The sequence below is a fragment of the Desulfosarcina sp. BuS5 genome, from assembly GCF_028752835.1.
GTDB lineage: Bacteria > Desulfobacterota > Desulfobacteria > Desulfobacterales > BuS5 > BuS5.
Genome location: NZ_CP087952.1, coordinates 1,619,196 through 1,644,302 on the forward strand (window position 1 = coordinate 1,619,196; position 25,107 = coordinate 1,644,302).

The window sequence follows — 25,107 nt, forward strand, 5'->3', positions numbered from 1 at the left end:
TTTACTTATAATGTCCCCCATTTCCTATCCCGATGTTAAAAATCAATATCTCTTTTCCCTCTACCAGGCGTTTTTGCGGCGTGCATAACTCACCCACCATCGTCTTAAGATCAAAAATTACCGCATATCCCTCATTGGCTCGTTCGGTTAAAAGATATTTACTGCAAAGCTGATCAATCGCTTTTTCAACAGTCTTATCAAGGTTTGAACGATTTATCTTGGTTTCGATAATGTATTTATGACCATGGTAGATCAAAAGAATATCCATTCTTCCCAGTCCGCTTGGCACCTCGTAACGAAGCTCTCCTTTTTTGCCCTCTACAAACTGATATAACCAGGCGGTGAGCAGAAACTGTCCTGTTTTCTCATATGGCTTTTGGCTTTTGTAAAAAGCGTTTACGCCGATCTGGATGATGTATTCCTCAAAATCAGAAAGAATGGCTTCCATATTTAAAAAACCATCAGAAGTAAAATAGGCATTAAGTGAAGTATCTGCGGTTGCCCCGGATTCCTGAAAAAAAGCCTTTAAGAATCGTTTCTTATATATTGCGTTGGCCACAACAGCCTTATCATTTTTTTCATTGATCAAACCGTATTGTTCAAGCCAGGATTGATCTTTATCATCGGGATTATAGTCCACCCCGTTGAATGTAATCCTGACAAAGGTTTCTTTGTACAATTTTGCTTTTTCAAGAAGATTGTCAAAGTGGCTGTTTCTTTCCTTAAGAAGAAGTCTTATTCCCTTTTCTACATCTTGTGCGGTGATCGGATTCGTGGTTTCGGGTTTTATATTAATCGTCAGAATAGTGGCTATGCGGTTCACCAGCCATGGCTGGCCGGCTGTCTCATCAAATACTTTTTTTACTGCTTCTTCAGTAAATGGCTGGTTTGTTTCTTCCGTGTATTGGTTATAAAGGTCACGGACATTTTTTAGGGTGAAGGGTGGAAGTTTTACCTGATCGGCAATGTTAAAAGGCGAAACACCCCCTACAATCAACTTGGTGATATTGCGTATGCCCACTAGTCCTACGGAGTAAAGAGCTTTGTCGATCTGCTTTTTGTATCTTTGATAAAGTTTCCTTAGGGTGGTCAGAAAATTTTCCAATTCGCCTATGGGGATGCCGTCAAACTCGTCTATAAAAATAACTATTTTTTTCAATTTTACCATGCAGTTCAGCTCTTCAAATAATTCGCGAAAGCAGGTATGGTCGGAAATATTATGCGAATTCAGGTATGCCTTCACAGCATCAAGCTTAGAGCAATTCACATGATCCAGCCTGTTTAGCAGTTGCTCATATATATCTTTTTGAATCAATTGATAAAATCTTTTTGGATTGATGTTTTTGTAATCCTGGAAACTAAGAAGGATGGCCACATAGGTAGTATCTTTTTCAAGTTCATCGCAAAAATCCTCAAAAAATGTGGTCTTGCCGCTCTGTCTGGGAGCAAATATGGAAAAGTACCTTCCCAGGTCAACCATGGTTTTAATATCCTGATTATCCATATTGGTAACGTTCTCCAGTGGAACATAATAGGATGCACGTGGATCAACCACACCTGACTTTTCAAAGTACCGTTTCGGTTTTTTATAATTCATTTTTTCTCCGACCGCCTGCATGGCCAATAAAACGCCTGTCTTTTCGGCTATTTTCTGACAATCTATAGCAACCTGTTATTGTTGTTTAAAAAGTCTTGAGGCAAATGAAAATTTATCAATATTTGATAGATTTACAAATTTGATGTCAGGATGCAATGGGTTTATAAGAGTATTGACTTCCTTCTCAACTACTGATGTGAGTGCGCCCTTACCCTGAATGAATTAGTTATTTGCATTGGCAAATAAATGAATTTTATCTAATTATCATTTGAATTGTTTAAATTTAAATGCGCAGTATGAAACTGCGCTTGTATAAAAAAATATAAAAACTCATTTTAATAAAAAAGTCAGGAAGGCTTGATCGGAATAAAATCCGACTTTGCATTCTTGGCTTTTTTTGTTGGAAAATCATAAAAAAAGAGGTGAACACTCAAATTTACCGGCAGTAAAGGAAGGCAGCCCCCCCGGCCAAGGGTTCCCGGCTGCCTTCCATGAACACGACAGAGAATTCCACTTTCCGCCATGCTTTTTTATTTTACTAAAATGTAAAGATAAAATCAAGAAAGTGATGCAATGCCTAAAACTTCGATAGGTTTTCTCTGTTTTTAAAATATTTTTTTTTAAAAAAGGGGATTCAAATATGAAAATTCTATGTTCTTTTTGTTTGTTTAGCGTTTTTAATCTTATTTTACTGCTTCCTTTAAGCTGGGCAGAGGAAAAAATTACAAAACTGGAAGATGTGGTTGTGACTGCAACCAAATACAAGACTTCTGTAAAGGATGTTCCGGCTTCCATTACAGTAATCACATCAAAAGAAATCGAAAATCAAAACATGCCCAACGGGGATATAGGAGATGTGGTACGTTCGGTTCCCGGCATTACTTTGCGCCGTGCATACGGGCCTTTTCCCGCTTATCCCAATATCCGTGGCGCCGGCAGTGGAGCAACGGTTGTCCTGGTTAACGGGATCCCTACAAACTGGGAAATCACCCAGGCCATACCGCCTGAAAACATAGAAAGGATCGAAATAATTCGCGGCCCGGCTTCAGCCCTTTACGGCGCTAATGCCAGCGGCGGCGTTATCAATGTTATAATAAAAGAAGGAAAAGATGAGTTTGAAAACAGTGTCAGCGCCGGTTACGGCACCTTTGATACGTATCGGTTAAATGCTTATTTTGGCGGGCGTGCAGATAAATTCGGTTATTCGCTTGCGGCATCTTATGAAGATTCCGATGGTGACAAGGTTGTGCCTAATAATATCATTTCGAGTATCCATATGATAGATACCTGCGATTATGACAAGCATGCTTTTTCGATAAATACGGATTATAGATTTACCGACATATCCAAAATATCGATTCTGTATAATTTTTTTCATGATGAATATACACGAGGCCGCCCCAATCACGGAGGTGACTGGGACCGACATTTTGCCAGCATCATTTATGATCAGGCCATAGGTGAACGGTTTGATTTTAAAGGTTCCATAGGATACCGTTATGATGATCTACTGCACCTTTATGACAAGGGTGGAACCAACTATGCCAAAAACCGGAAACGGTATACCGATTATTATGAAATGCCTGCAGAATTACAGTTAACCGGTGATGTAGGCTGGGGGCACACACTTACAGGCGGTTATTTTTATAACAAGCAAAAAACGGATCAGGACTATTTTGACTGGAATACAGGGACTCCCTGGCGGGAAAATAAATCTCGATGATCAAGTTTTTATGATTAGCTAAATTTTAAGCTTGAGAGTATAATCACGGCCATTGAAAAATATTAATAATTTTGAAAGAGTCCATTCATAATGCTATTAACTGAATCTGCACCATTTATCAAACAGTACATTGAAGATCTCAACAATAGCCTGGAGCAATACAAACCTGGTGCGGGATTAACATTTACCCAGAAAGCATGGCTAAGCTTTTGTCTTACCGGTATATTAATGGTAAATGCTGTATGTTGGGCAAAATTTGAACGGGCGAGTCTGGGCAATTATAAATTAGCAGCTCTATCTTGGATGTTTCGTAAGGGTAAGATTTCATGGGACAATTTACTTGTTGGAAGCGTCAGGCGTATTTTGAAAAAATATGGTATCACAAATGGTGTAATTGTTTTTGATGAGTCTGATCGTGCCCGTTCTAAGAATACAAAGCGAATATACAAGGCTCATAAGCAAAAACACAAAGCAAGCGGAGGTTATGTTAATGGGCAAACAGTTGTTTTGCTTCTTTTGGTCACAGACTCTATAACCGTACCTATTGGTTTTAAGTTTTACATGCCTGATCCAGTTGTTAGTGCCTGGAAAAAAGAAGAAGAGAGATTGAAAAAAAAGGGACTCCCGAAGAGTAAGCGTCCTGTCAAACCAGCATTTAACCCTGAGTATCCGAAAAAAATTCAATTAGCCCTGCTCTTACTTGAGAATTTTAAAAAATATTATCCTAAAATTACTGTTAAATGTGTATTGGCTGACGCTTTATACGGTTCAAAAGAATTTATGAATGGAGCCTCTAATATTTTGGGAGGAGTGCAAATTATCAGCCAATTAAAGTCAAATCAAAATATACGATACAAAGGTAAAAAAAAGACAATTACGGATTATTTCAACATGATTAACAAAGGTGTAAATTGCACCATTCGTGTGCGAGGCGGTGAAAAAGTCAATGCAACAGTGAGCAGTGCCCGCCTTAAGGTTGATGCACACGATGGCAATGTGCTTTTTGTGATAGCTCTTAAATATGAAGGGGAAGATGAATACCGTTACTTAGCTGCCACTGATGTGAGTTGGCGCACAGTTGACATTATTCAAGCATATTCTTTGAGATGGCTTGTAGAGGTTTTTTTTGAAGACTGGAAGCTTTATGAAGGATGGGGACAAGAGGCCAAACAATATGACGAAGAAGGATCAAGCCGAGGCCTGATCTTGAGTCTGTTGCTAGACCATTGCCTCCTCCTTCACCCTGAGCAGGAGGCCTGCATAGAGAACAAAACTCCCGTGTTTACCGTGGGAAGTCTGCAAAGAAAAACTCAAATGGATGTTTTGATGGAATGTGTCAAATCTTTGCTGCAACAACAAGATCCCGGTGAAAAACTTAAAGAAATGGGCCAAGTTATCAAAAAAGTTTTCCGACTTATGCCATCGGGAAAACATATGAGCGGAAGAACTATAGGTAGATTGGGGCCAACACCTTCTCTATCACGTAAATATTGTCCTTGCTAAGTGCTTTTGGCAAGTTCATCATCAAAAACTTGAACATCGAGTAAATATAAAGTGGAGACCCAGGCAGGATACCTGCAGGATGTGTGGAAACCTGTTGAAAAATTAATAATTACCGCAGGTCTTCGTTATGATCACTGGAAAAATTATGACAATTATTTTAGCAACTTTAATACTCCGAATCCAAAGGACAGGACGGATGATAACTGGAGTCCGAAATTCGGCATAAGGTATAATTTTACTGATAAAACCTCTATATGGGGGAATTACAGCGTCGGGTTTAAGCCTCCGTCATCCGCGCAACTCTATGATGATCGAACTTCAGGCGGAAATCCCAGGGAGGCAAACCCGAATCTTGATCCGGAAGAGACCGAATCGTATGAACTTGGTGTTGAACAATGGTTTGGAGAGAGCCTGCAAACCAGTATTACAGGTTATTACAGCATCACAGATGACAAGATTGTATCCTGGTTTAATGCTGATAATATTTGGATTAATAAAAATATCGGCCGCGCAAAATCTTACGGTGTTGAACTTGATTTTGCTCTTCATATTCTTGAAAACTGGTTGATAAATGCAAATTACACCTGGAACACGGCCAGAATCGACAAGAATTCATCGAATCCTGACCAAAAAGATAACCGGCTCTCTTTCAGCCCGGAGCATAAAGCCAACCTGGGTATTACTTATGACCGGAAAGATAATTTTACCATAAGTATATTCGGAAGATATATAGATGACCAATATACCAATAACGACAATACAAAATATACATCCACAGGAGAAAAAAGGTATATGGAAGAGTCTTTTGTTATGGATCTTAAAGCTGTCAAACATTTCCCGATTTCAAAAGGGTATCTGAAAAACATAGATCTTTCGCTTAGTATAGATAATATTTTTGATGAAAACTACAGGACTTTATATATATATGAAGATCCCGGAACAGTATTTTTCGGCGAGGTAAAAATTACTTTTTAAAATATGAAAAACTGTAAATATTTTAATTATTTTTGCAGATACATCGTTGCATTTATCCTGTTGCTTTATGCATGCTTTGTTTCAGGTTGTTCAGATTCAAAAAAAGAAGATGTTTCTTCGCCTGAAACAGACCGGCTCAGGATCGGAGCCTTCATGAAGATAAAAGAAATCAATCCGCTTGCCGATTATTATTATAATATATTGGCAATGCTGATGACTCATGACACGCTTGTCCGCTTTGGGCCGGATCTTGATGTGGTTCCACAGCTTGCTGAAACCTGGTCTTGCAGTAAAGATGGGAAGATATGGAAATTCAGGCTGGTTTCCGATGCAAGATGGCATGACGGGTATCCGGTTACAGCCGAAGACGTTAAATTTACATTTAATTATCTTGCCGGACATAACATAACATCGGGCTGGGCCGCGGATCTGATAGAAGATATACGTATTAACGGCAGTGAAATAATTTTCAGGCTTAAAAAACCGTATAGCCGCTTTTTGATTAATGCCGGTTTTATAGTCCGTATTCTGCCAAAACATATATGGGAAAAAATAAATGATCCTCAAAAAGCCGCGGCTGATGGAATGACCATCGGCTGCGGCCCTTATATTTTTAATTCTTTTAACAGGGAAGCCGGAAGGATTTTTTTTGATGTAAATAATGATTATCACGGCGTAATACCAAAAATCGGCCGGATAGAATTTCACCTGTACCAAAACATGGATATATTAACCATGGCGCTTATCAAAAATAAGGTTGATTTTTTTTATAAATATGCTTCCGGTTATCCCCTGCAATATATCAAGCAGCTTGAGAAAACCAACGGCCTCAAGATGCTTGAGGCTGATGCTCTCGGCGTTCCCGCAGCCCTCGGCTTTAATCTGAAGCATACGCCATTTGACATGATAGATGTCCGCAAAGCCATCTCCCTTGCCATAAACTATGAAAGGATTACCCAATGCTTTTTAAGAGGAAATGGTTATCTTCCCGGACCCGGTTTTGTTCCCCCGGCATTTCCTTTTCACAAAAATTTTTCTGACTTAACCTATACCCCTGGAAAAAGCAGGAAACTTCTTGAATCTTGCGGGTTTAAAGATCGTGACGGCGATGGAATCCTGGAATTTACCGGTGGCAATAAAATCTCCCTGGATCTTTTGGTCAGGGGAAATTTGCCCGGAAACAACCAGCTTGTAAAGCTGCTGACCCACGATCTTGAAGCTGTAGGCCTGCATATTGCTGTCCAATACGTGGATTTATCCACATGGATAAATTTTCTTGATCAAGACAAATATGATCTGGTTTTGTTCAGGACTACACCATGGGGGATGATGATGCATGCCGGATATTCCAGTGGATATTTTGATTCCCGCAGAAAAGGAGGCGGTGTGATAGGGAATATAAGTGATCCGGATTTTCTGTTTTTATGTGATCAAATATTATCGACAACCGATACTTTAATTTTAGAACAACTATACCATGACCTGCAAAGCTATTATGCGCGGCATCTGCCTGCCATTCCCCTCTGCTGGAGCAAAAACATCTATCCTTTCCATGAAAACCGGCAAGGCTTTAAAATAAATCAACTGGAAGGCGGTCTGGCAAACCGGTTTTCCTGGAACTCATTAGAACCGTCGCTTTCATCAAAATCAAAGGATTCAAAAACTGAGTGAAATCTTTTTCATACAAATTATCTCAATATTTTTTCGCCTTTATCTGCGTCATAACTTTGAATTTTTTCCTTATCCACCTGATGCCCGGAGATCCCCTGGTTCATCTTCTCGGTGAAGAGGGTTATCTGCGTATCAATAATCAAACCCCGCAGGAAATGGAAAAATTAAAAACCAAATACGGATTAGAAGGTTCCTTATTTAAACAATATACAACTTTTCTTGCAAATACCTTGCAAGCCGATTTAGGCTGGTCATACCATTACAGCAGGCCGGTATTCCAGGTGATTCTCTTTAGACTGAAATGGACACTGATTTTGCTGATTCCTTCAATCTGTATCTCCACTCTCCTCGGCGCATGGCTGGGCGCTGTGTCCGGCTGGAGATCCGGTCAAAAAACAGACCGCATATTAACACCGCTTTTTCTTGTTATTTATGCAATGCCCAGTTATGGGGTTGGACTTTTATTTCTGCTTATATTCAGTTTTTATGCCGGTTTTTTCCCCTTGGGGGGTATGGCCGGGCATAATCTTGCAGATACCCTGCGTTACCTGGCCCTGCCTCTGGCAGTCTTGGTATGCCATAATACTGCTTATAATTATCCGATAATGCGCAGCGCCGTGATGCAGGTTAAAACAGAAAATTATATATTAACCGCAGTTTCAAAGGGATTAAAAGAAAGACATATATTGTTTTATCATGTTTTAAAAAATGCTTTACCGTCATACGCAGCGGTCATTGCTTTAAATTTCGGTTTTATGGCAGGAGGCGCGCTTCTTGTCGAGATTCTATTTTCATGGCAGGGGATGGGCACACTCATATATGATGCCCTTCTTTCCCGTGACTATCCGCTACTTTCCGGTTCCCTTCTTATCCTCACTCTTTGTGTAATTCTGGCAAATGCCGCTGCCGATCTTTTTAATGCCGTTGTTGATCCAAGAATCAGGGATGGAGCGCTTAACAATGCTTAATAAAATCCGGCTTCACAAAAATTTAAAAGGAATGATAGGTCCGTTTATACTATTCTCTTTTTTTATAATGGCCATTTTCGCGCCATGGATTGCTCCTTTTGATTTAAAAACCTTGAATGATTCTTTTCTTTCTCCTGTTCTTTCTCCGGGAAACACCCATTTTTTAGGGACAAACGATATTGGGCAGGATATTTTCAGCGAACTGATATTCGGCGCAAGGGTATCCCTGCTTATCGGTCTGGCAGCGGCAATTCTCGCTACGCTTATTGGCGGTTTTATCGGCATAGTTTCAGGATTTTTCCGAAAAATCATAGACGATATTCTTATGCGTATTACAGATATATTCCTTCTTATCCCGGGTCTGCCCCTTATTATTATCCTGTCCGCTTATATTGGACCTGGAATTGGAAAAATTATTATTGTTATTTCTCTTTTGTCATGGCCTGCTACAGCCAGGGTAGTCAGGGCGCGCGTACTCCAAGTACGCGAAGCAGCCTTTGTCATGAGCGCAAAAAGCCTGGGCGCCGGAAATTTTTCCATAATGTTTAAGCATATCCTTCCAAACACCCTGGAAATCCTATTTGCCAAAGGTTCCCTCGCTGTTGCCGGCGCCATGTTAACCGAGGCCGGCATAAGTTTTCTGGGGCTGGGGGATCCTGTTCATAAAAGCTGGGGAATGATGTTAAATGATGCTTTTTCAAATGGCGGTGTGGTAGGCGGGCGCTTTTGGTGGTATCTTCCCCCGATTTTTTGTATCTGCCTTTCGGTTCTGGGTTTTACGCTTTCAGGTTATGTTGTTTTGCATAAAAATGATGAACATTATTTTTCTCAATCCGGTTGTTTGAACAAGTTCATCAGTAAAAGCAACAAACCCGAAATTGATTCGGAAAAAAACAATCCGGTTTTTGTAAAGGAGCTTAATGTTAAATTTCAAAACAGTGATGGCGCAACATTACAAGTACTTGATAATATTAATTTTGGTATAAAGAAAAATGAAAAAATCGCCCTGATAGGAGAAACGGGAAGCGGGAAAAGTATTTTGCTTCTGGCCCTGCTCAGGCTGCTGCCTTCCGATGCAAGGGTTTCAGGCAAAATTATGGTTAAAAATAAAAATATTTTCAATTTTTCAGATGAAGAAATGCGCAAAGTCCGGGGACGCAAAATAGCGTATATTCCCCAGGGTACTGGGAATGCCTTAAACCCGGTGCAAAAAATCGCATTCCAGGTGGCCGAGCCTTTCAGGATTGGCCAGGGATTTAAAAAAAAAGCTGCCATTAAAAAAGCTGTTGCTCTTTTGGATAAAATGGGGATTGAAAATGCCGAAAAAAGGGCCTTTGATTATCCGCATCATTACAGCGGCGGGATGAAGCAGCGGGCATTGATCGCAATGGCCCTGGCAGGTCAGGCGGACCTGCTGCTGGCTGACGAACCGACAAAAGGGCTTGACAGGAATAAATGTAACGATATTTTAAAAATTTTTTTAAATTTAAACCAAAAAACCATTCTTGCGGTTACGCATGACCTCTTGTTTGCGGAAAAATTTGCTGATCGTATTGCCGTTATGTATGCATCAAGACTTGTTGAAACTGCTCCCAAAGAGTCATTTTTTTTAAACCCGCTCCATCCTTTTTCTCAGGCCATGATAGCAGCGATGCCCTCTCATGGTTTACAGGTTTTAACCGGATTTACTCCAATGCAAAACAGATGCAATGAACAAGGGTGCAACTTTCGTATAAAATGCGGCAAGGCTTTTGATAAATGCTTTAAAAAGCCTCCCTTTTTTAAAATTGGCGACCATCAGGTAAGGTGCTGGCTTTATGCTCCTTGAAATCAAAAATCTGGAAAAGAGATTTAAGACCGGCCGGCTGAAAAAAAAGCAGGCTGTAGTTCTATCAAAAATTAATCTTATTCTCCGTAAAGGTGAAACAACTGGAATTGTGGGCGAAAGCGGCGCAGGAAAAACAACCCTGGGATTAATTCTGGCAGGGCTCATTAAACCTGATAAAGGGCAAATTTTATTTAAAGGAAAAAAAATCGATTCCCTGACAAAGGAGGAAAAAAAAGAGTACCGGCGTCAAATCCAGGTTGTCTTTCAACATCCGGAAAGCACTTTTAATCCAAAATGGAAGATGAAACAAAGTTTTCTTGAGCCTTTTAAAATTCACAGGATTCCATTTTCAGAAAAAATTATTTTAAAACATCTTTCCCGCGTGGGACTTAACACCGAAATTTTAAACCGATACCCGTCACAACTCTCCGGCGGAGAACTCCAGAGAATCGCAATTTCCAGGGTTATGAGCCTTAATCCCGCAATTATTGTGCTGGATGAGCCTACAAGCATGCTGGATAATATAACCCAGGCCCAGATAATTAGGCTGCTGGAAAAAATCCAAAAGCAAAAAGGAGTAAGTTACCTCTTTATCAGCCATGATCCGGATCTGGTCAGACTGTTCTGTAAAAGGATATACGAACTGGATAGGGCACGTGGATTAAATAACTTAGGAACGGGGACGAAATAACTTCCTCGAGCAGGCTCACAGATTTAGGTCAGGATTGTTTGATCTAAAAGTAAAAAAAGTTGCAGGAATAGCGAGCTATTTCAAGATGTTGGAATTTGGGATCGAATCAAAGCAGCCTGAAGACGGGATGATAATTGGGGTGATTATTTTTTTCCGCATCTCTAAGTAGAGTATAAGTAGAGTTTGCAAAGCAAACCCCTTCGTTTTATGCAAAGAGCGCAAACGGGTTGCAGCAAAAAGTTTACTATGCTATTGGGCGATAAGAGACCTTGGTATTGGTATGGCTAAAGTGGCAAAACCGCAGTTTTGAGTTTTAGGCTTTTCAATCAATAAACTTCTTGTTTTTTGCCGAACCCTAAAAAACGAGGACGAAATGTAAGTTTTTACGCTGGAGCAATGAGAGAAAACCAAACATTAAAATAAGGAAACCACTATGCGTTTTTTCAATACTGCCGGACCCGTTGTTTCTATAGACCATTATTGTTTATCTCCATTGGATAGATTTGATCTGGATGAAATACTTTCTCTGATCAATCAGAAGAAGTATTTTGTTTTGCATGCTCCGAGACAAACCGGTAAAACAACGTGCCTGCTCGCGTTGATGGAATATCTGAATGCCGGCAGTCAATATCGATGTCTCTACTTTAATGTAGAATCCGCCCAGGCTGCAAGAGAGGATGTGCGGCAAGGCATGAGGGCAATCCTGGATGAAATGGCATCCAGCGCCATTTATTTTCTAAATGATGATTTTCCTGAATCCCACTGGCTGCAGGTATTGGAAAAAAGTGGTGAATATGGAGCCCTGAACAAAATGCTATCCCTTTGGGCCAAGGAAAGTTCACTGCCGCTTGTGATTCTCATAGACGAAATAGATTCGCTTGTAGGAGATACCCTGATTTCGATTTTACGACAATTGCGAACAGGATATTCCAAACGTCCTGCATCCTTTCCTCAAAGCATAGTATTGTGCGGTGTTAGGGATGTGCGGGATTACAGGATACACTCAACACAGGAAAAGGCGATTATTACCGGTGGAAGCGCCTTTAATATCAAAGCCAAATCCCTGATGTTGGGAGATTTTTCCAGGAAAGAGGTGTCTCTCCTTTATAGTCAGCATACAAAGGAGACCGGTCAGGTGTTTGAAGACAAAGCGCTGGATTTGGTGTGGGACTTGACACAGGGGCAGCCATGGTTAGTAAACGCACTTGGCTATGAGGTCTGTTTTGATATGAAGGACGGGCGGGATCGAACCGGACCGATTACAAAAGATATGATCAGGAAAGCCAAAGAAAATATCATTCTGAGGAGAGATACGCATATCGATCAACTGGCAGACAAACTCGAGGAAGAGCGTGTAAGGCGTGTTATTGAGCCGATATTGGCAGGTGGTGAGCAGCCCGAGCAGATTCCAGTGGATGATATTTACTATGTTCGCGACCTGGGGCTGATTCGGACAAAAGGGCAGATACGGATTGCCAACAGGATATATCAGGAGATTATACCAAGAGAACTGACTTACAGCACACAGTTGACTATCAGCCATGATCCAATATGGTATATTTATTCTCAAGACAGTCGTCTGAATATGGATAAGCTTTTAACTGCTTTCCAGGAATTCTTTCGAAAGCACTCAGAACACTGGGTCGAGAGATTCGATTACAAAGAAGCCGGGCCTCAACTTTTGCTCCAGGCATTTCTTCAGAGAATTATTAATGGCGGAGGCCGTGTAGAACGAGAATACGGCATAGGACGCATGAGAACGGATCTGCTTGTGATCTGGCCGTATCCTGACGGTGTACAGGAGATTGTGCTGGAATTAAAGATACTGTATGACTCCATGGAACAAACTATTAAGGATGGCCTGAGCCAAACCTCAAAATATATGGATAAATGCGGAACAGATGAAGCACATCTGATTATCTTTGATCGAACCAAAAAAAAATCCTGGGATAAAAAGATATTTCAGCAAGAAGAAATATACCGGCAAAGAAAGATAAAAGTGTGGGGGATGTAAGGGCAAAATGGGGTCAAACATAGACCCTTTGTTTTCTCAGTTTCTTGAGAGCAATACTAGTACCTTACTCCTGAAATTCTGTCACAAAAAACAAGAATTTCATTTATGAAATTTTGTAATATTTGTATATATTTATTACATATAAAAAAAATTTACAAGTAATTTTCTCCCTTATTGATATCAGCAGGTCGAGTCTCGGCACACCGGATCGAAATATGATAAAAATTCGAGGATTGAGTGAAGACAGGTATATGGTAAATCTTGACGGAAGGCCTCTTTCCGGGGCAGGTGTTTACGGTGGCTATTATGTCGACTGAAACATGCTTTCCTTTCAGGATATAGAAAAGGGACGGGGAAAAGAAAGAAGATAAAATTTAAAAAAGTTGTTTCTGAGCAATTCCCCGTTAATCCCAAAAGAGGTGGCGGTCTCCTCAAAATTGAGGCCTGGGAGAATGGAAAAGGAAAAATTGTCAAATACAACATTTACGCAAAAAAAGAAGGGTTGTTTTCTCTGAATTGATGTCCGATATGAATCGCACGCCTGTAAGTCTGAATAATGATCTAAAAATATTATCAAAATATCAATTGGTAAATATTTTTAAAGAGGCCAATCCTGGACATGGCGTACAGAAAGTGATTGAGCCAACATTTGGCAGCGAGAAAATAGAATTTAAAGCAGAAATATAAGTTTTTTTAGTTAATTACGTCGAAAAAGCGCATTGACGCCGGGGGCTTATATGTTTAACCGGGATTAATTTGTCAAAGATTCTTATTTACAAACAAATATTAATATGCTATATTATAACACTTAGATATATAATACGAAATTATAGATAAAGCCATATGAAGTGGTGTATTTAATTTATTCAGCCGAAAGTAATTTTTTTTAGCAGTCTCATATCAGTTTATAAGCTGTAAAATATAAATAAAAAAGCCAGGAAGGTTTTAGAGGGCACAAATGCCTTTAAAATTTTTCTGGCTTTTTTTTTGGAGGAAGGGATAATATTTTAAAACAAGCTTTTAACATACGGTTTTATTTATCTTTTTTTGTCTTTATAGTGATTGGCGGTCTCTTTTTATCAACCGCCTTTGCAAAAGAAGCAAAGCAGGTTGAAAAGGATACTGACGGTGACGGGAAGATTGACCGGATCGCGTTTTTTGATGCCAAAGGCAAAATTGCAAGGCTTGAAAACGACAGCAATAATGACGGCCTGATGGATCGTTTTCAGTATTATAAGGATGAAATACTGATCCGGCTCGAAAGGGATACTGATTTTGATCAGAAGATTGACTGTATTGACTATTTTAAAGATGAAAAAAGGATCCGGCAAAAAAAAATTAACGAGTTGGAAAAAGTCTGCCGGATCATCCTGTTTGATGAAAACGAACAGCCACTTTTGATCAAAAAGGATACCACAGACAGCGGCGGTTTTGACACTATTTATTATTTTGAAAAAGGGAAGCTTGCATCTTCCACCAGGGATACGGATGAAAACGGAAAGGTAAATGTCTGGCTAAAATATAAAGACGGCAAGCCGGTAGAGCAAAAGACGGACGCTGATGAAGACGGAAGGCTTGAAAGAATAGTCATGTATGACCAGGAAGGGCTTCCGGAAAAAAGCAGCCACGACCTTGATATAGACGGGAAAATGGAAACCTTTCGTTTTTATCAAAATGGCGAGATCAAAAAACAGCAAAAGGATATCAACCTTGACGGGCTGATCGATTCCGTCACAAATTTTAAAGATTCCCGGCCGATCAATCAGGAAAAGGATTCAAACCTTGACGGAAAGTTTGACATCTTCACAACCTTTAAACAAGGCCAAGCTTTTACCCGGAACAAGGATACGAATTTTGACGGTAAAATTGATTATTTCAGCCGGTTTGATCAGGCCGGCCTGGTTAAAGAGATAAAAGAAGACACAAGGAATTCCGGAAAGATCGACCGGATCAGGTTTTTTAAAAAGGGAGCGCCTGCCCGGGTGGAATATGATGCCGACGGGGACGGCTTCCTGGAGACTGTTTCGCTTTTTAAAAACGGGAAGCTGTATCTTCAAACAGAAGATAAAAACAGGGACAAAAAGCCGGATGTCAAAATATTTTTCACCAAAAAAGAAGAAAAGCAAAGGGTTGAGAGCGACACAGACTTAAACGGTAAAACCGACACATGGCAGTTTTATAAGAATAATAAAATTATTAAACTTGAAAAAGATGAGAACGGAAACGGCATTGTCGATTTAAGGGTCTTTTTTAAAAAAGGTTTAAAGAAAAAACTGGTTAAAGACAGCGACCATAACGGGTATTTTGAGATAACCGAGTGGTTTGACCGCCCGGAATGGTCTATGGTGATGGAGCAGGATGCAAACCGGGATAACAATATTGAAGCCCGCTTTTTTTATAAGGATGGAGTTTTAAGGCTGAAAGAGATCGACGAAGACGGAGACGGCCGTTTAAATTTAAAGGAGCATTACACCAAAGACGGCAAACTCTTTAAAAGCGAGGAAGACGATGGAGATACCGGCCGGTTGAATATTGTCTGGTATTATGATGATTCGAAAAATCCGGTGCGGGCGGAAAAGGATAATAAGGGCGATGGCCGGATAGATACGTGGTATTTTTATGATCAGGGAAGGCTTACATCGGTCGAAGAGGATACAAACGGAGACGGTAAGCCGGATATTTGGGAAGAGTATGATGACGCGGAAGCTCTGGTCAGCCGGAAAAAGGATCTTGATTTTGACGGCCGGCCGGATATGACTGATCAGTAATTTTTTTATAGACTTTAATATAAAGATTTTGGGTGCGTTATCGGTCGTCGGGGTATTACAATACGCCTTCCTCCCTCTGGCCTTCCCAAAACCATTATCCTAAAGTCTATATTAGACACGGATTGCGCGGATTACACGGATTATAATATTTTTCCTAAATCCGTGAAATCCGTGTCTGAAAACTAAAAAAGGAAAGTTCATATGTTTGAGTTTTTATCAAAAGGCGGAGCGCTTGTGGTTCCGATTCTGTTCTGTTCGGTTCTGGCCCTGGCCATATTTTCCGAGCGGATAATCCGTTTTGCAAGGATGCGAAGCCGGGGCGCGGGCCTTGCGGAAAAAGTTGCCGGGCTGCTTCTAAACGGGAGTGAACAGGAGGCGCTGAAATCTGCCGGGGAAAGCGATTCTCCAATGGGGCGTATACTTGTTCAGGCTATTGACGCCGGGAATCTTGATCGTGAAATGCTGGAAACGGTGATTGTTAATACAACCGATGAGGAAGTGAGAAGTCTTTCATCAGGTATTCAGGCCCTTGCCACAATCGGCAATATCGCGCCGCTTTTAGGTCTGCTCGGGACCGTCATCGGAATGATCAAGGCCTTTATGGTGATCCAGCAAATGGGCGGCAAGGTCAATGCGGCGGTTTTGGCAGGCGGCATCTGGGAGGCCATGCTTACCACCGCTCTCGGTCTTGCCGTGGCTTTGCCGGTCATGGTGGCTCACAGTTATCTTACGGCCAGAGTTGATAAATATGAGGCCAGGCTGCAAAACGGTTCTGTAGTCTTTATGAAAGCCATTACAAGGAAATAGGAGGCCGGAATGCTGGTTCACAGAAAAAAAAGGGACCGCTATCAGATGCAGGCTCCGCTTACTTCTTTGATAGATATTGTTTTTATGCTGCTTATCTATTTTTTGCTGACAACCAGCTTTATGGTGGATGAGGGCATCAAGATCAAACTTCCCCAGGCAAAGGCCGCCGCGCCACAGACGCAGCAGGAGATTACGGTTTATGTGGATCGGGAAGGACGCGCTTTTTTAGAGAACAAAGAGGTTCCGCAGGAGATGCTATTTAAAAGGCTGAAGGAAATGATCGGCGGGCAGCAAGACCGGCTGGTGGTGGTGAAGGCTGACCGGTCGGTGGTATTAAACAAGGCGGTCAAGGTTATGGATCTTGCCAAGGCTGCCGGCGCTGCAAGATTGTGTTTGGCTACTGAAAAGGATTTTTAATTTTTTTAGACACGGATTTCACGGATTTTTAAGAAAAAAATATTATAATCCGTGTAATCCGTGTCTAAAAACTAAAAAATAGCAGGAGATCCAATGAAATATTCCGAACTTACTGAAAAAATAATCAAAGCGGCATATACAGTCCACAATGCCCTTGGATTCGGCTTTCTTGAAAAGGTATATCAAAATGCATTGGCGATCGAATTGAAAAAAACGGGACTGGATATTGGGACCGAGTTTCCCATAAGCGTATATTATGAGGATAAAATCGTTGGTCAATATGTATCGGATATTATTGTTGAAGGTAAGGTTATTCTCGAATTGAAAGCGGTTAAACAACTATCCGAAATTCATGAAGTCCAACTTGTAAACTATTTAAAGGCCACAGACATTGAAGTTGGCCTGTTAATCAATTTCGGCCATTCAGTCAAAGTAAAGCGAAAAGTATTTAGTAAAAGGAATCTGTGAAATCCGTGTAATCCGCGTCTAAAAAAAATGAAATCCGTGTCTAAAAACAAAAAAAAAACCAACAGGCTAATGCAGTCCATGATCGGCATCTCCCTGGTTATTCATATAGCGCTGTTCATGCATATTGCCGGGATATATCGATCCAACGCTCTAACCTGTATAGAACTGGCAATGCGCGATATTTCAAAACCGTTCAGCAGAGCAATCCCAAGACCCAGGATAAGGCATCATGCCCCGAAAGTCAGGAATGTTAAAAAGCTGAGCATTCAAAAGCGGCTTGTTCCACGCATAAAAATCGATCCGGTTAAAAACAGCCTTGTAAATACGCTCATGGAAAATATCAGCGCGCCCGACATCCCCGACAATGCCGGCCCCAGCATTTCAGACTGGAACCCCGGCTGGAATCCAGGCGGATCCGAGGAGTTTGTAACATCAAACGACTATTTTGACATGGTGAGACTTAAAATAGAAAGCTGCAAAAAATATCCTGAATCCGCCAAATCAAAACATATTGAAGGAAGAGTTATGATTCGGTTTGTGATCGCAGCAAACGGACAGATATCGTCCTTAAAAATCGTAAAACAAGCAAGACACAGCAGCCTCGGCACTGCGGCCCTGGATGCGGTGAAAAAAGCGGCCCCCTTTCCAAGGCCGCCGCCGAACCTGTTTAAAGAGCCGCTTAATGTTGAAATAACCATTTTGTTTGAGTTGACGTAATGAAAAAAAATTGTTGAAAGGAGGCGAACAGAAAAAAATAATTTTTACAAAATCTTGAAAAAGGAAGGCAGCCTTTCCCTCGGCCAGAGTTTGCGGGCTACCTTCCAGAGTGAAGCTCTCCCTCGGGGTGAGGAATGCTTCGGTCATCTTTATACCACCGAAGTATTTCCTCGTCAATTCAGATCCATTCCGTTTACTACCTTTAGGGCGATCTCCTTTAATATTTAACCTTTTAGTTCATTGTCAAAGGAGACAAAACTTAACCATGAAGAAGAGACTTAAGATCGGATATCCATATTTAGCTATTTTATTCATAACTGTTCTCATTCCATGCCTAACCCATGCCCAGGAAGAAAAAAAGGCGGTCAGGCTCGAACAGATAACCGTAACAGCGCCGGGAGAAAAGGAGGGTATTACAATAACACCCCAAAGCACAATTGTACATGTGGAAAAGTACAAAACACCCGGCACTCCGCAAAATATCGTCGATATCTTAAAAGACCGGGCCATAATAGATTTTCGCGGAAGCAGCGATCTGGTTGAAACAAACGACAATGTCTATATGCGGGGATTTGACACTCGCGGCTTTGTGACTGCTACGGATGGTTTATCCGTTGAAAAAGTCGGCGGATATAAGGGCGGACATTTTGTAGATTTCTCCACTATCCCGTTCGGACAGATAGAGAGTGTCGAGATAATTTCCGGGCCTCATTCAGCGCTCTATTCAAGCAGGGCTCTCGGAGGGGTGCTTAACATAAAAACCAGGACCCCGAAAAGATGTGAAACATTGAAACCGAATTTTAAGGTGATGACAAGCTATCGCTCATATAACACCCAGACCCACCGATTTAATGTAGATGGCGGGGCAGACTCATTTATTTATGATTTTTCATATGAAAAGTATCGTACCAATGGTTATCTCAGGAACAACAGAGCTGATATAGATACAGTATCCGGACGGTTTGGTTATATTCTTCCTTCTGATGGATACATCAGTCTGAATGTAACTTATCAGGACGCAAAACGTGAACGACCAATAAATAACGATCCAAAAGGAAAATACAAAGACTATTATGACGGAAGTTATCCCAGAACCGAATCCGGCTCCAATCCACTGGATGAACCCCGGCGCGATAAAGAACCGTATTCTTTTCGATTAAACATTAAGCAGCCCACCACTATCGGCGAATGGAAGATAGGAGCATATTATAGTCATGAGGATCAGATATATCATTACGAGCAAGGGGAGAAATGGCGCTATAAAACGGAATGGAATTCATACGGCACAAATATTCAAAATGAGTTCCGGCTTTTCGAAGATCATCTAGTAACTGTGGGATTTGACTTTATGCAGCTTCGCTATGGATGGGAAAAAATGGATGAAAGTTATGCAGGATTCATCCAGGACAGATGGAATATCATACCGAGGCTTACCCTGACCGCCGGTCTCAGGTATGAGGATATCAACATCTGGTGGAACAATAAAAATTATAAAACAGGTAAGTACTGCAATCCGGCAATACAAAAAGACGAAATAAGAAAAGGTTATCATCAATTTGTCCCAAAATCTTTTCTTACATATGAACTTGATGATTTATCTGATCTATTAAGAGATACTTCCATATCCGCAGGTGTCAGCAGGATATGGACTCCAAAGTCCTATTGCCAGATCTGAAGTTGGGGATCAGGGGTCGAGGTCGATTCCATACACGGCATTGGATATGATTTAGTGCTTACAAGAAGAATCTGGAAAGACATCAGCTTGAAGGTCGATTATTCCCATTATGAAATAAAAGATTACGTGGTTTCTGCTGACGGAAGCAGCGACTATTACAAAAATTCTCCCTGGGGCCGCAGAAAGATCAATCTTGATAAAGTTATCAAGGAAGGCGTTGAGGTGGAACTGAATGGACATATTATCGATCCACTCTCGTTCTATGTCAGTTATGCTTATAATTATTGGAGATATAGAGGCCCAAGTACGGGACCTGCGGGGGTTGCGGGTGAAAAACTGGGAGATCGGGCCAAAAACAGGGTTAATGCAGGGCTTCGGTATAATCTTTTTGAAAAAACACTGCTCCTTTTGGATTATAAATTTCAGGATGAACAGATTGCTGAAGTATGCGAGGAAAATCCACCCGGCTCAGATTTCTGGGATTGTTACGACAATCAGATGGCGGCCTCTCACGTATTCGATTTTGCCATAGAACAGACACTTGTCAAAAAGTACGGTTTTATCAAAGATGCGGTTCTAAAAGTCTATGTGAATAACCTTTTTGATGAAGAGTATGAAAACAGTCGCGGATACCCGATGACCGACTGCATTTGCGGCGCTGCCTTAAGTTTCAGTTTTTAAGAATTTTTTTGAGCGAACCCTAAACCGATTTTAATTACATAAAGGAGATCTGCATGAATAATTTTTTTAGGTGCAAAAGAATATGGATCAGTATTGTCGTAATTATGCTGTTTATCTCTATGGATGAATTTATCCAAGACGCCGGCGCTGCAAATCGAAACAGGACACAGTTCTACCTGGTCAGCACAGGCAACGGTGATCCGGATAATATTACCCTGAGGGCAGTCAATACAATAAAGGATTCCGACATTATTTTTTGCAGCAAAAGGACACGCGACAAATTCCCCGTTCTTTTGCAGGGCAAGGAAATTCACGATCCGGGATTCGGACTTTTCGCCATATACGGAAAAAAGCCCGAAGAAGCAAAAAAGAGCAAACGGTTTAATTATGAAGAAAAAATAAAGCAGCTCAACCAGATCACAAGAATCATCCGAAATGGAATAAAAGAAGGGAAGGTTGTATCTGTTCTCTGCAGCGGCGACCCCACAATTTACGGGCCGAATATGTGGTACCTGGAAGCGTTTGAAGATCTTGACCCTGAGGTTATTGCCGGTGTCAGTTGCTTTAATGCGGCCAATGCCGCTTTACGCAAAGGGGTTACTTCAGGAGTAAAGGCGCATTCGGTTATCCTTACTGCCGCGTTTGGACGTAAGGAATATATCGGCCTGGACAGCATTGAAAAACTTGCGCAGAACCAGGCGACCATGGTTTTTTTTACAATGTTCCTGGATCTGAAAAAAGTAGTAAAAAAATTAAAGACTCATTACCCAAAGGATACACCCGTAGCGATTGTGCTCTTTGCGGGTTACAAAGACAAGCAGAAAATTATCAGGGCTACCCTTGGTACGATCCTGGAAAAAACCAGGGGGGAAAAACTTCCATTCGAACATCTGATCTATGTTGGAGATTTTTTAACAAACCGATATGACAAAACTAATAAAGGAAATAATTCTGAAAAATCACTTAAATAACCATAACCTGACGAGAGAGATCGGTCTTTTTTCAGCAATAATCATAGTGGTTGCCAACATAATCGGCACCGGGATATTTACCACCTCCGGTTTTATAATGGAAGAACTCGGCAGCCCTCAGACCATGCTTCTTTGCTGGCTGGTCGGGGGGCTTTTTGCTCTCTCCGGCGCCCTTTGCTATGGAGAACTCGGCGCCATGTTTCCAAAGGCAGGCGGAGAATACATTTTTTTGCGGGAAAGTTATGGTAAAGGCATGGCCTTTCTCTCCGGTTGGATATCTCTGATCGTGGGATTCTCAGCCCCGATTGCCGCCGCGGCCATTGCCTTTGCCACCTATCTTTTGCGCGCCCTGCCGGTCTCGTTCAGTTTTAAAACCGCGGTTTCCCTGGGGGGGATAGATATCATTATAATATCGCCGGTTACCATATTGGCTGCGGCAATTATTATTATCCTTTCCCTGGTTCATTATCACAGCCTCTTATTGGGAACCCGCATCCAGAATGGTTTAACCATTTTTAAAACAACCCTTATCTGCGTCTTTATAATAGCAGGATTCTGTTTTGGCAGCGGTTCAGCCGCCAACCTGTCAGGGGAACTGAACCTGGGCTCGATCTTTTCCGACAGCTTTGCCGTCTCCCTGATCTACATCTCCTTTGCTTACAGCGGCTGGAACGTAGTCGCTTATCTCGGTGGAGAGATCAAAGACCCCGGCAGAAATATTCCCCTTTCTCTTTTTGCCGGCACGTTTCTGGTGCTGGGTCTTTATCTTCTCTTGAATATGGTCTATATCTACGCCCTTCCTGTAAAAGAGATGAGCGGGGTTCTGGAAGTGGGGAAAACAGCGGCGGTTTCATTATTCGGGAATAATATCAGCAGATATTTTGCAGCAGCGATTGCCATCGGCATTCTATCCGCTGTCAGCGCCATGATCATGACCGGCCCGCGGGTCTATTACGCCATGTCAAAAGACGGGGTATTCTTTAAGCTTTTCGGCAAAATAGACAGTATTCACAAAACACCGGCGTATTCCATTTTCCTGCAGGCGACGCTTGCCATTATCATGGTTGTCACCTCCGCGTTTGATAAACTGCTTTTATACATCGGTTTTACCCTGGCGGTTTTTGCCATGCTGACAGTAGCCGGAATGATAGCGCTCAGGATAAAAAAACCTTCCCTGGAGCGCAGATACAAAACATTCGGGTATCCCTTTACACCGTTTTTCTTTATCCTGGGCAACCTGTGGATTATCTTTTTTTCGATCAAGGAAAAGCCTGTTGTCTCTCTCTTCGGCCTGGGAACAATAGGGCTCGGCGGATTAATTTACTTATATTTCAAAAAAAGCGGCGGCACTATCCATACCGGTATCCACGTCGGCAGAAATCGAATGAAGATAATTGCAATATGCAGGGAGGTGATAGAAAAAAACTGATAAAATAATAATATCCTTAAGTTAAGAAAGGAGAAAATACTTATGTTGAACACCTATAAAAAAGAGATTCATGTTCGGACAGGATTACCGGCAATTATAATTTTTCTCTTAATGATGTTTTTTGTTTTTCAACTCGGCATTGTGAGTGATGCTTATGGAGCAAAAGGAAAATCGGTTTTCCATCTTGTAAGCGTTGGGGTCGGCGATATCGACCTGATCACCGTGCGGGCGATAGATACGATAAAAAATTCGGATGTAATCGTATGCAGGGAAAAGACAAAGGAAAAATTTGCCCGGTATCTTAAAAGAAAGGAGTTTATAGATAGCTCCAGGGGCCGGCACTATTCTAAAAAAAACCGTTTAAAACTGACGGATAAAGAGAAAAAAGCAAGGTTGGAAGAAAGGCGAAAAATGCGGGAGAAACTTGTCTCCCGGATTCGCTTGTAGATTGCCAGGGGGAAAACGATTGCGGTGCTCGATAGCGGCGATCCCCTTATCTACGGCCCAATGGCCTGGTATCTGGAGGAGTTTAAAGATTTAAACCCGGTAGTCATTCCGGGTGTAAGCTGTTTTAATGCGGCAAATGCGGCCTTGCGCAAGTGTATAACTTCAGGGGAGAAAATTCATTCCGTTGTTTTAACCTCAAGACGCGACATAGAAAAGATGTCAGGTCACCAGCCCACCATGGTTATTTTTACAATGGGGAGTAAATTCAAGGATATTATAAAGAGACTTAAGGAGGTTTATCCGTTAATGACGCCGGTAGCCATCGTAGTCCATGCCGGATATAAGGAAAAAGAAGAGGTGATCAGGGGAACGTTAAAGAACATTGCGGAGAAAGTTGACGATGAAAAGCTTCCCTTTGAACATCTGATCTATGTGGGCGATTTTCTTACATATCGCCGTAAGTAATACTATGCTCCAAGTATACTTTACTCACAGCTTAAGAGAAGCAATAAAAACGCCGGAAAGGGTTATTCAAAATGAAAAAGATTTCCTGTTCATTAATGCTGTTTTTTCTGGTTTCCGCCGGTTGCGCACCGATAATCTCCAGGCAACTTAGAAGAGAGGCATCAAGAGATATAACCTTTAAAGAGGTTATTAAAAATTCGAAAACTTATAAAGGGAAGGTAGTCCTTTTAAGCGGGGTAATTCTCGACTCCAAAAACAGAAAGGAAGGAACCCTGATCGAGATGCTTCAAAAACCGGCGGATATGGAAGGAAGGCCGAAGGACGTTGATGAATCTAAGGGAAGGTTTCTGGCGTTATACGATGGATACCTGGATACAGCTATATACAGCCGGGGAAGGGAGGCGATTGTTGCAGGAGAGATCAAGGGAAAAAGGACGCTTCCTCTTGGTGAGATAGAATATGCATATCCTCTGATCTTGATCAGGGAAATCCATCTCTTTAAGGCCAAAAAAGAGGAAAGATTCCATCCTTATCCCTATCCTTACTGGTGGTATCCACCATGGGGCTGCTATCCGTACTGGTACCCCTGGTAGCGGAAAAACAGTGTAAAATTACGAATTACGAATTACGAATTAAAGGTAATTTTCTGATCAGATTAAATACTGCAAATAAAAAGCATACAAGGATACTAAAACTTATTCTTTTTGTTATGCTGTATTTATTCGTAACGCCTTCCCTGACCATTGCCCACAGGGTATTTCTTACCGCCTACGTGGAGGGAGACGCTGTTTTTGTGGAAGCCGGCTTCAGCGACGGCACACTCTGCAAGCACTTTGCGATTGAGGTCTTTGATCCATCAGGCAAGAAACTTTTGGAAGGTAAAACCGATGAAAAAGGCGGGTTTTCTTTCAAACCGCCTCAAAAGACAGACTTAAAGATAGCGCTTGACGCGGGTATGGGGCATATGGACGAGTACCTGTTGTCTGCAGATGAACTGCCTGGAATTGCCGCTGAAAGCGCTGAACCCCGGGGAAAAACGGAAACTGTTGCACGAATAGATTCCAAAGAGATTGAATTAATTGTTGACAGGGTCATACAAAAAAGACTCCATCCTCTTATTCAACTTGTTGCAAAATCGCAGCGCAAAACAGGAATGTTAGCCACGGAGATATTCGGCGGAATCGGGTATATACTCGGTCTTGCCGGGATTGCTATCTATTTTAAATCCCGCAAAGGGGACAAGTAGTAGCGGACATGGAGAAAAGGGCAAAGGATTATATTTTTCTTGACAA

General features: G+C 41.5%; 20 protein-coding genes and 1 pseudogene. 20 read left to right on the top strand and 1 reads right to left on the bottom strand.

Annotated features, from left to right (window positions below; all coding sequences use genetic code 11):
• Position 1 precedes the first annotated feature (1 nt).
• Entirely contained in the window at positions 2–1,597 is a 1,596-nt protein-coding gene (locus tag BuS5_RS08055) for an AAA-like domain-containing protein (protein ID WP_198012338.1), read from the bottom strand.
• A gap of 640 nt (positions 1,598–2,237) precedes the next feature.
• Here BuS5_RS08055 and BuS5_RS08060 point away from each other — a divergent pair.
• The 20 genes and pseudogenes from BuS5_RS08060 (at position 2,238) to BuS5_RS08155 (ending at position 25,061) form a co-directional block, all read left to right on the top strand.
• Positions 2,238–3,320 (top strand): TonB-dependent receptor plug domain-containing protein, encoded by a 1,083-nt coding sequence (locus tag BuS5_RS08060; protein WP_027355053.1) that lies wholly within the window; start codon positions 2,238–2,240, stop codon positions 3,318–3,320.
• A 90-nt stretch (positions 3,321–3,410) separates the two neighbouring features.
• Positions 3,411–4,823 (top strand): transposase, encoded by a 1,413-nt coding sequence (locus BuS5_RS08065; RefSeq protein WP_274427895.1) that lies wholly within the window; start codon positions 3,411–3,413, stop codon positions 4,821–4,823.
• Between the two features lie 51 nt (positions 4,824–4,874).
• Entirely contained in the window at positions 4,875–5,798 is a 924-nt protein-coding gene (locus tag BuS5_RS08070) for a TonB-dependent receptor (RefSeq protein ID WP_027353681.1), read from the top strand.
• 153 nt (positions 5,799–5,951) lie between these two features.
• Positions 5,952–7,469: an ABC transporter substrate-binding protein gene (locus BuS5_RS08075; protein ID WP_274428139.1), complete on the top strand. Its 1,518-nt coding sequence runs from the start codon at positions 5,952–5,954 to the stop codon at positions 7,467–7,469.
• Positions 7,466–8,437 carry an ABC transporter permease gene (locus tag BuS5_RS08080; protein WP_027353679.1) on the top strand — a complete coding sequence of 324 codons (972 nt, stop codon included), beginning with the start codon at positions 7,466–7,468 and terminating at the stop codon, positions 8,435–8,437. Before BuS5_RS08075 ends, BuS5_RS08080 begins: the two co-directional genes overlap by 4 nt.
• Positions 8,430–10,265 (top strand): dipeptide/oligopeptide/nickel ABC transporter permease/ATP-binding protein, encoded by a 1,836-nt coding sequence (locus BuS5_RS08085; protein ID WP_198012230.1) that lies wholly within the window; start codon positions 8,430–8,432, stop codon positions 10,263–10,265. The genes BuS5_RS08080 and BuS5_RS08085 overlap by 8 nt, the downstream gene beginning before the upstream one ends.
• Positions 10,255–10,956, top strand: a complete 702-nt coding sequence (locus BuS5_RS08090) for an ABC transporter ATP-binding protein (protein ID WP_051374717.1) — start codon at positions 10,255–10,257, stop codon at positions 10,954–10,956. Before BuS5_RS08085 ends, BuS5_RS08090 begins: the two co-directional genes overlap by 11 nt.
• A 433-nt stretch (positions 10,957–11,389) precedes the next feature.
• Positions 11,390–12,970, top strand: a complete 1,581-nt coding sequence (locus tag BuS5_RS08095) for an AAA family ATPase (RefSeq protein ID WP_027353678.1) — start codon at positions 11,390–11,392, stop codon at positions 12,968–12,970.
• 519 nt (positions 12,971–13,489) lie between these two features.
• Complete coding sequence (locus BuS5_RS08100) at positions 13,490–13,657, top strand: hypothetical protein (RefSeq protein WP_198012229.1); 168 nt, start codon at positions 13,490–13,492, stop codon at positions 13,655–13,657.
• Between the two features lie 371 nt (positions 13,658–14,028).
• On the top strand, positions 14,029–15,738 hold the full coding sequence (locus BuS5_RS08105) for a hypothetical protein (protein ID WP_051374716.1): 1,710 nt from the start codon (positions 14,029–14,031) through the stop codon (positions 15,736–15,738).
• Between the two features lie 201 nt (positions 15,739–15,939).
• Positions 15,940–16,545 (top strand): MotA/TolQ/ExbB proton channel family protein, encoded by a 606-nt coding sequence (locus BuS5_RS08110; RefSeq protein ID WP_027353676.1) that lies wholly within the window; start codon positions 15,940–15,942, stop codon positions 16,543–16,545.
• A gap of 9 nt (positions 16,546–16,554) precedes the next feature.
• The gene (locus BuS5_RS08115; RefSeq protein ID WP_027353675.1) at positions 16,555–16,962 is read left to right on the top strand and encodes an ExbD/TolR family protein; all 408 of its coding nucleotides are present in this window, start codon (positions 16,555–16,557) and stop codon (positions 16,960–16,962) included.
• 93 nt (positions 16,963–17,055) lie between these two features.
• Positions 17,056–17,430, top strand: coding sequence for a GxxExxY protein (locus BuS5_RS08120; RefSeq protein WP_027353674.1), 375 nt, complete (start codon positions 17,056–17,058; stop codon positions 17,428–17,430).
• A gap of 36 nt (positions 17,431–17,466) precedes the next feature.
• Positions 17,467–18,147 carry an energy transducer TonB family protein gene (locus tag BuS5_RS08125; RefSeq protein ID WP_274428140.1) on the top strand — a complete coding sequence of 227 codons (681 nt, stop codon included), beginning with the start codon at positions 17,467–17,469 and terminating at the stop codon, positions 18,145–18,147.
• A 265-nt stretch (positions 18,148–18,412) separates the two neighbouring features.
• The gene (locus tag BuS5_RS08130; RefSeq protein ID WP_419836696.1) at positions 18,413–20,503 is read left to right on the top strand and encodes a TonB-dependent receptor, FCYXU motif-type; all 2,091 of its coding nucleotides are present in this window, start codon (positions 18,413–18,415) and stop codon (positions 20,501–20,503) included.
• A 53-nt stretch (positions 20,504–20,556) separates the two neighbouring features.
• A complete protein-coding gene (locus BuS5_RS08135; protein WP_051374713.1) occupies positions 20,557–21,474 on the top strand; it encodes an SAM-dependent methyltransferase in 918 nt (305 codons plus the stop codon).
• Positions 21,428–22,903, top strand: coding sequence for an APC family permease (locus tag BuS5_RS08140; protein ID WP_084445839.1), 1,476 nt, complete (start codon positions 21,428–21,430; stop codon positions 22,901–22,903). The genes BuS5_RS08135 and BuS5_RS08140 overlap by 47 nt, the downstream gene beginning before the upstream one ends.
• A 114-nt stretch (positions 22,904–23,017) precedes the next feature.
• Positions 23,018–23,815, top strand: a pseudogene (locus tag BuS5_RS08145) (SAM-dependent methyltransferase).
• Between the two features lie 71 nt (positions 23,816–23,886).
• Complete coding sequence (locus BuS5_RS08150) at positions 23,887–24,408, top strand: Slp family lipoprotein (RefSeq protein WP_051374710.1); 522 nt, start codon at positions 23,887–23,889, stop codon at positions 24,406–24,408.
• Positions 24,375–25,061, top strand: a complete 687-nt coding sequence (locus BuS5_RS08155; protein WP_051374709.1) for a hypothetical protein — start codon at positions 24,375–24,377, stop codon at positions 25,059–25,061. Before BuS5_RS08150 ends, BuS5_RS08155 begins: the two co-directional genes overlap by 34 nt.
• Positions 25,062–25,107 lie beyond the last annotated feature (46 nt).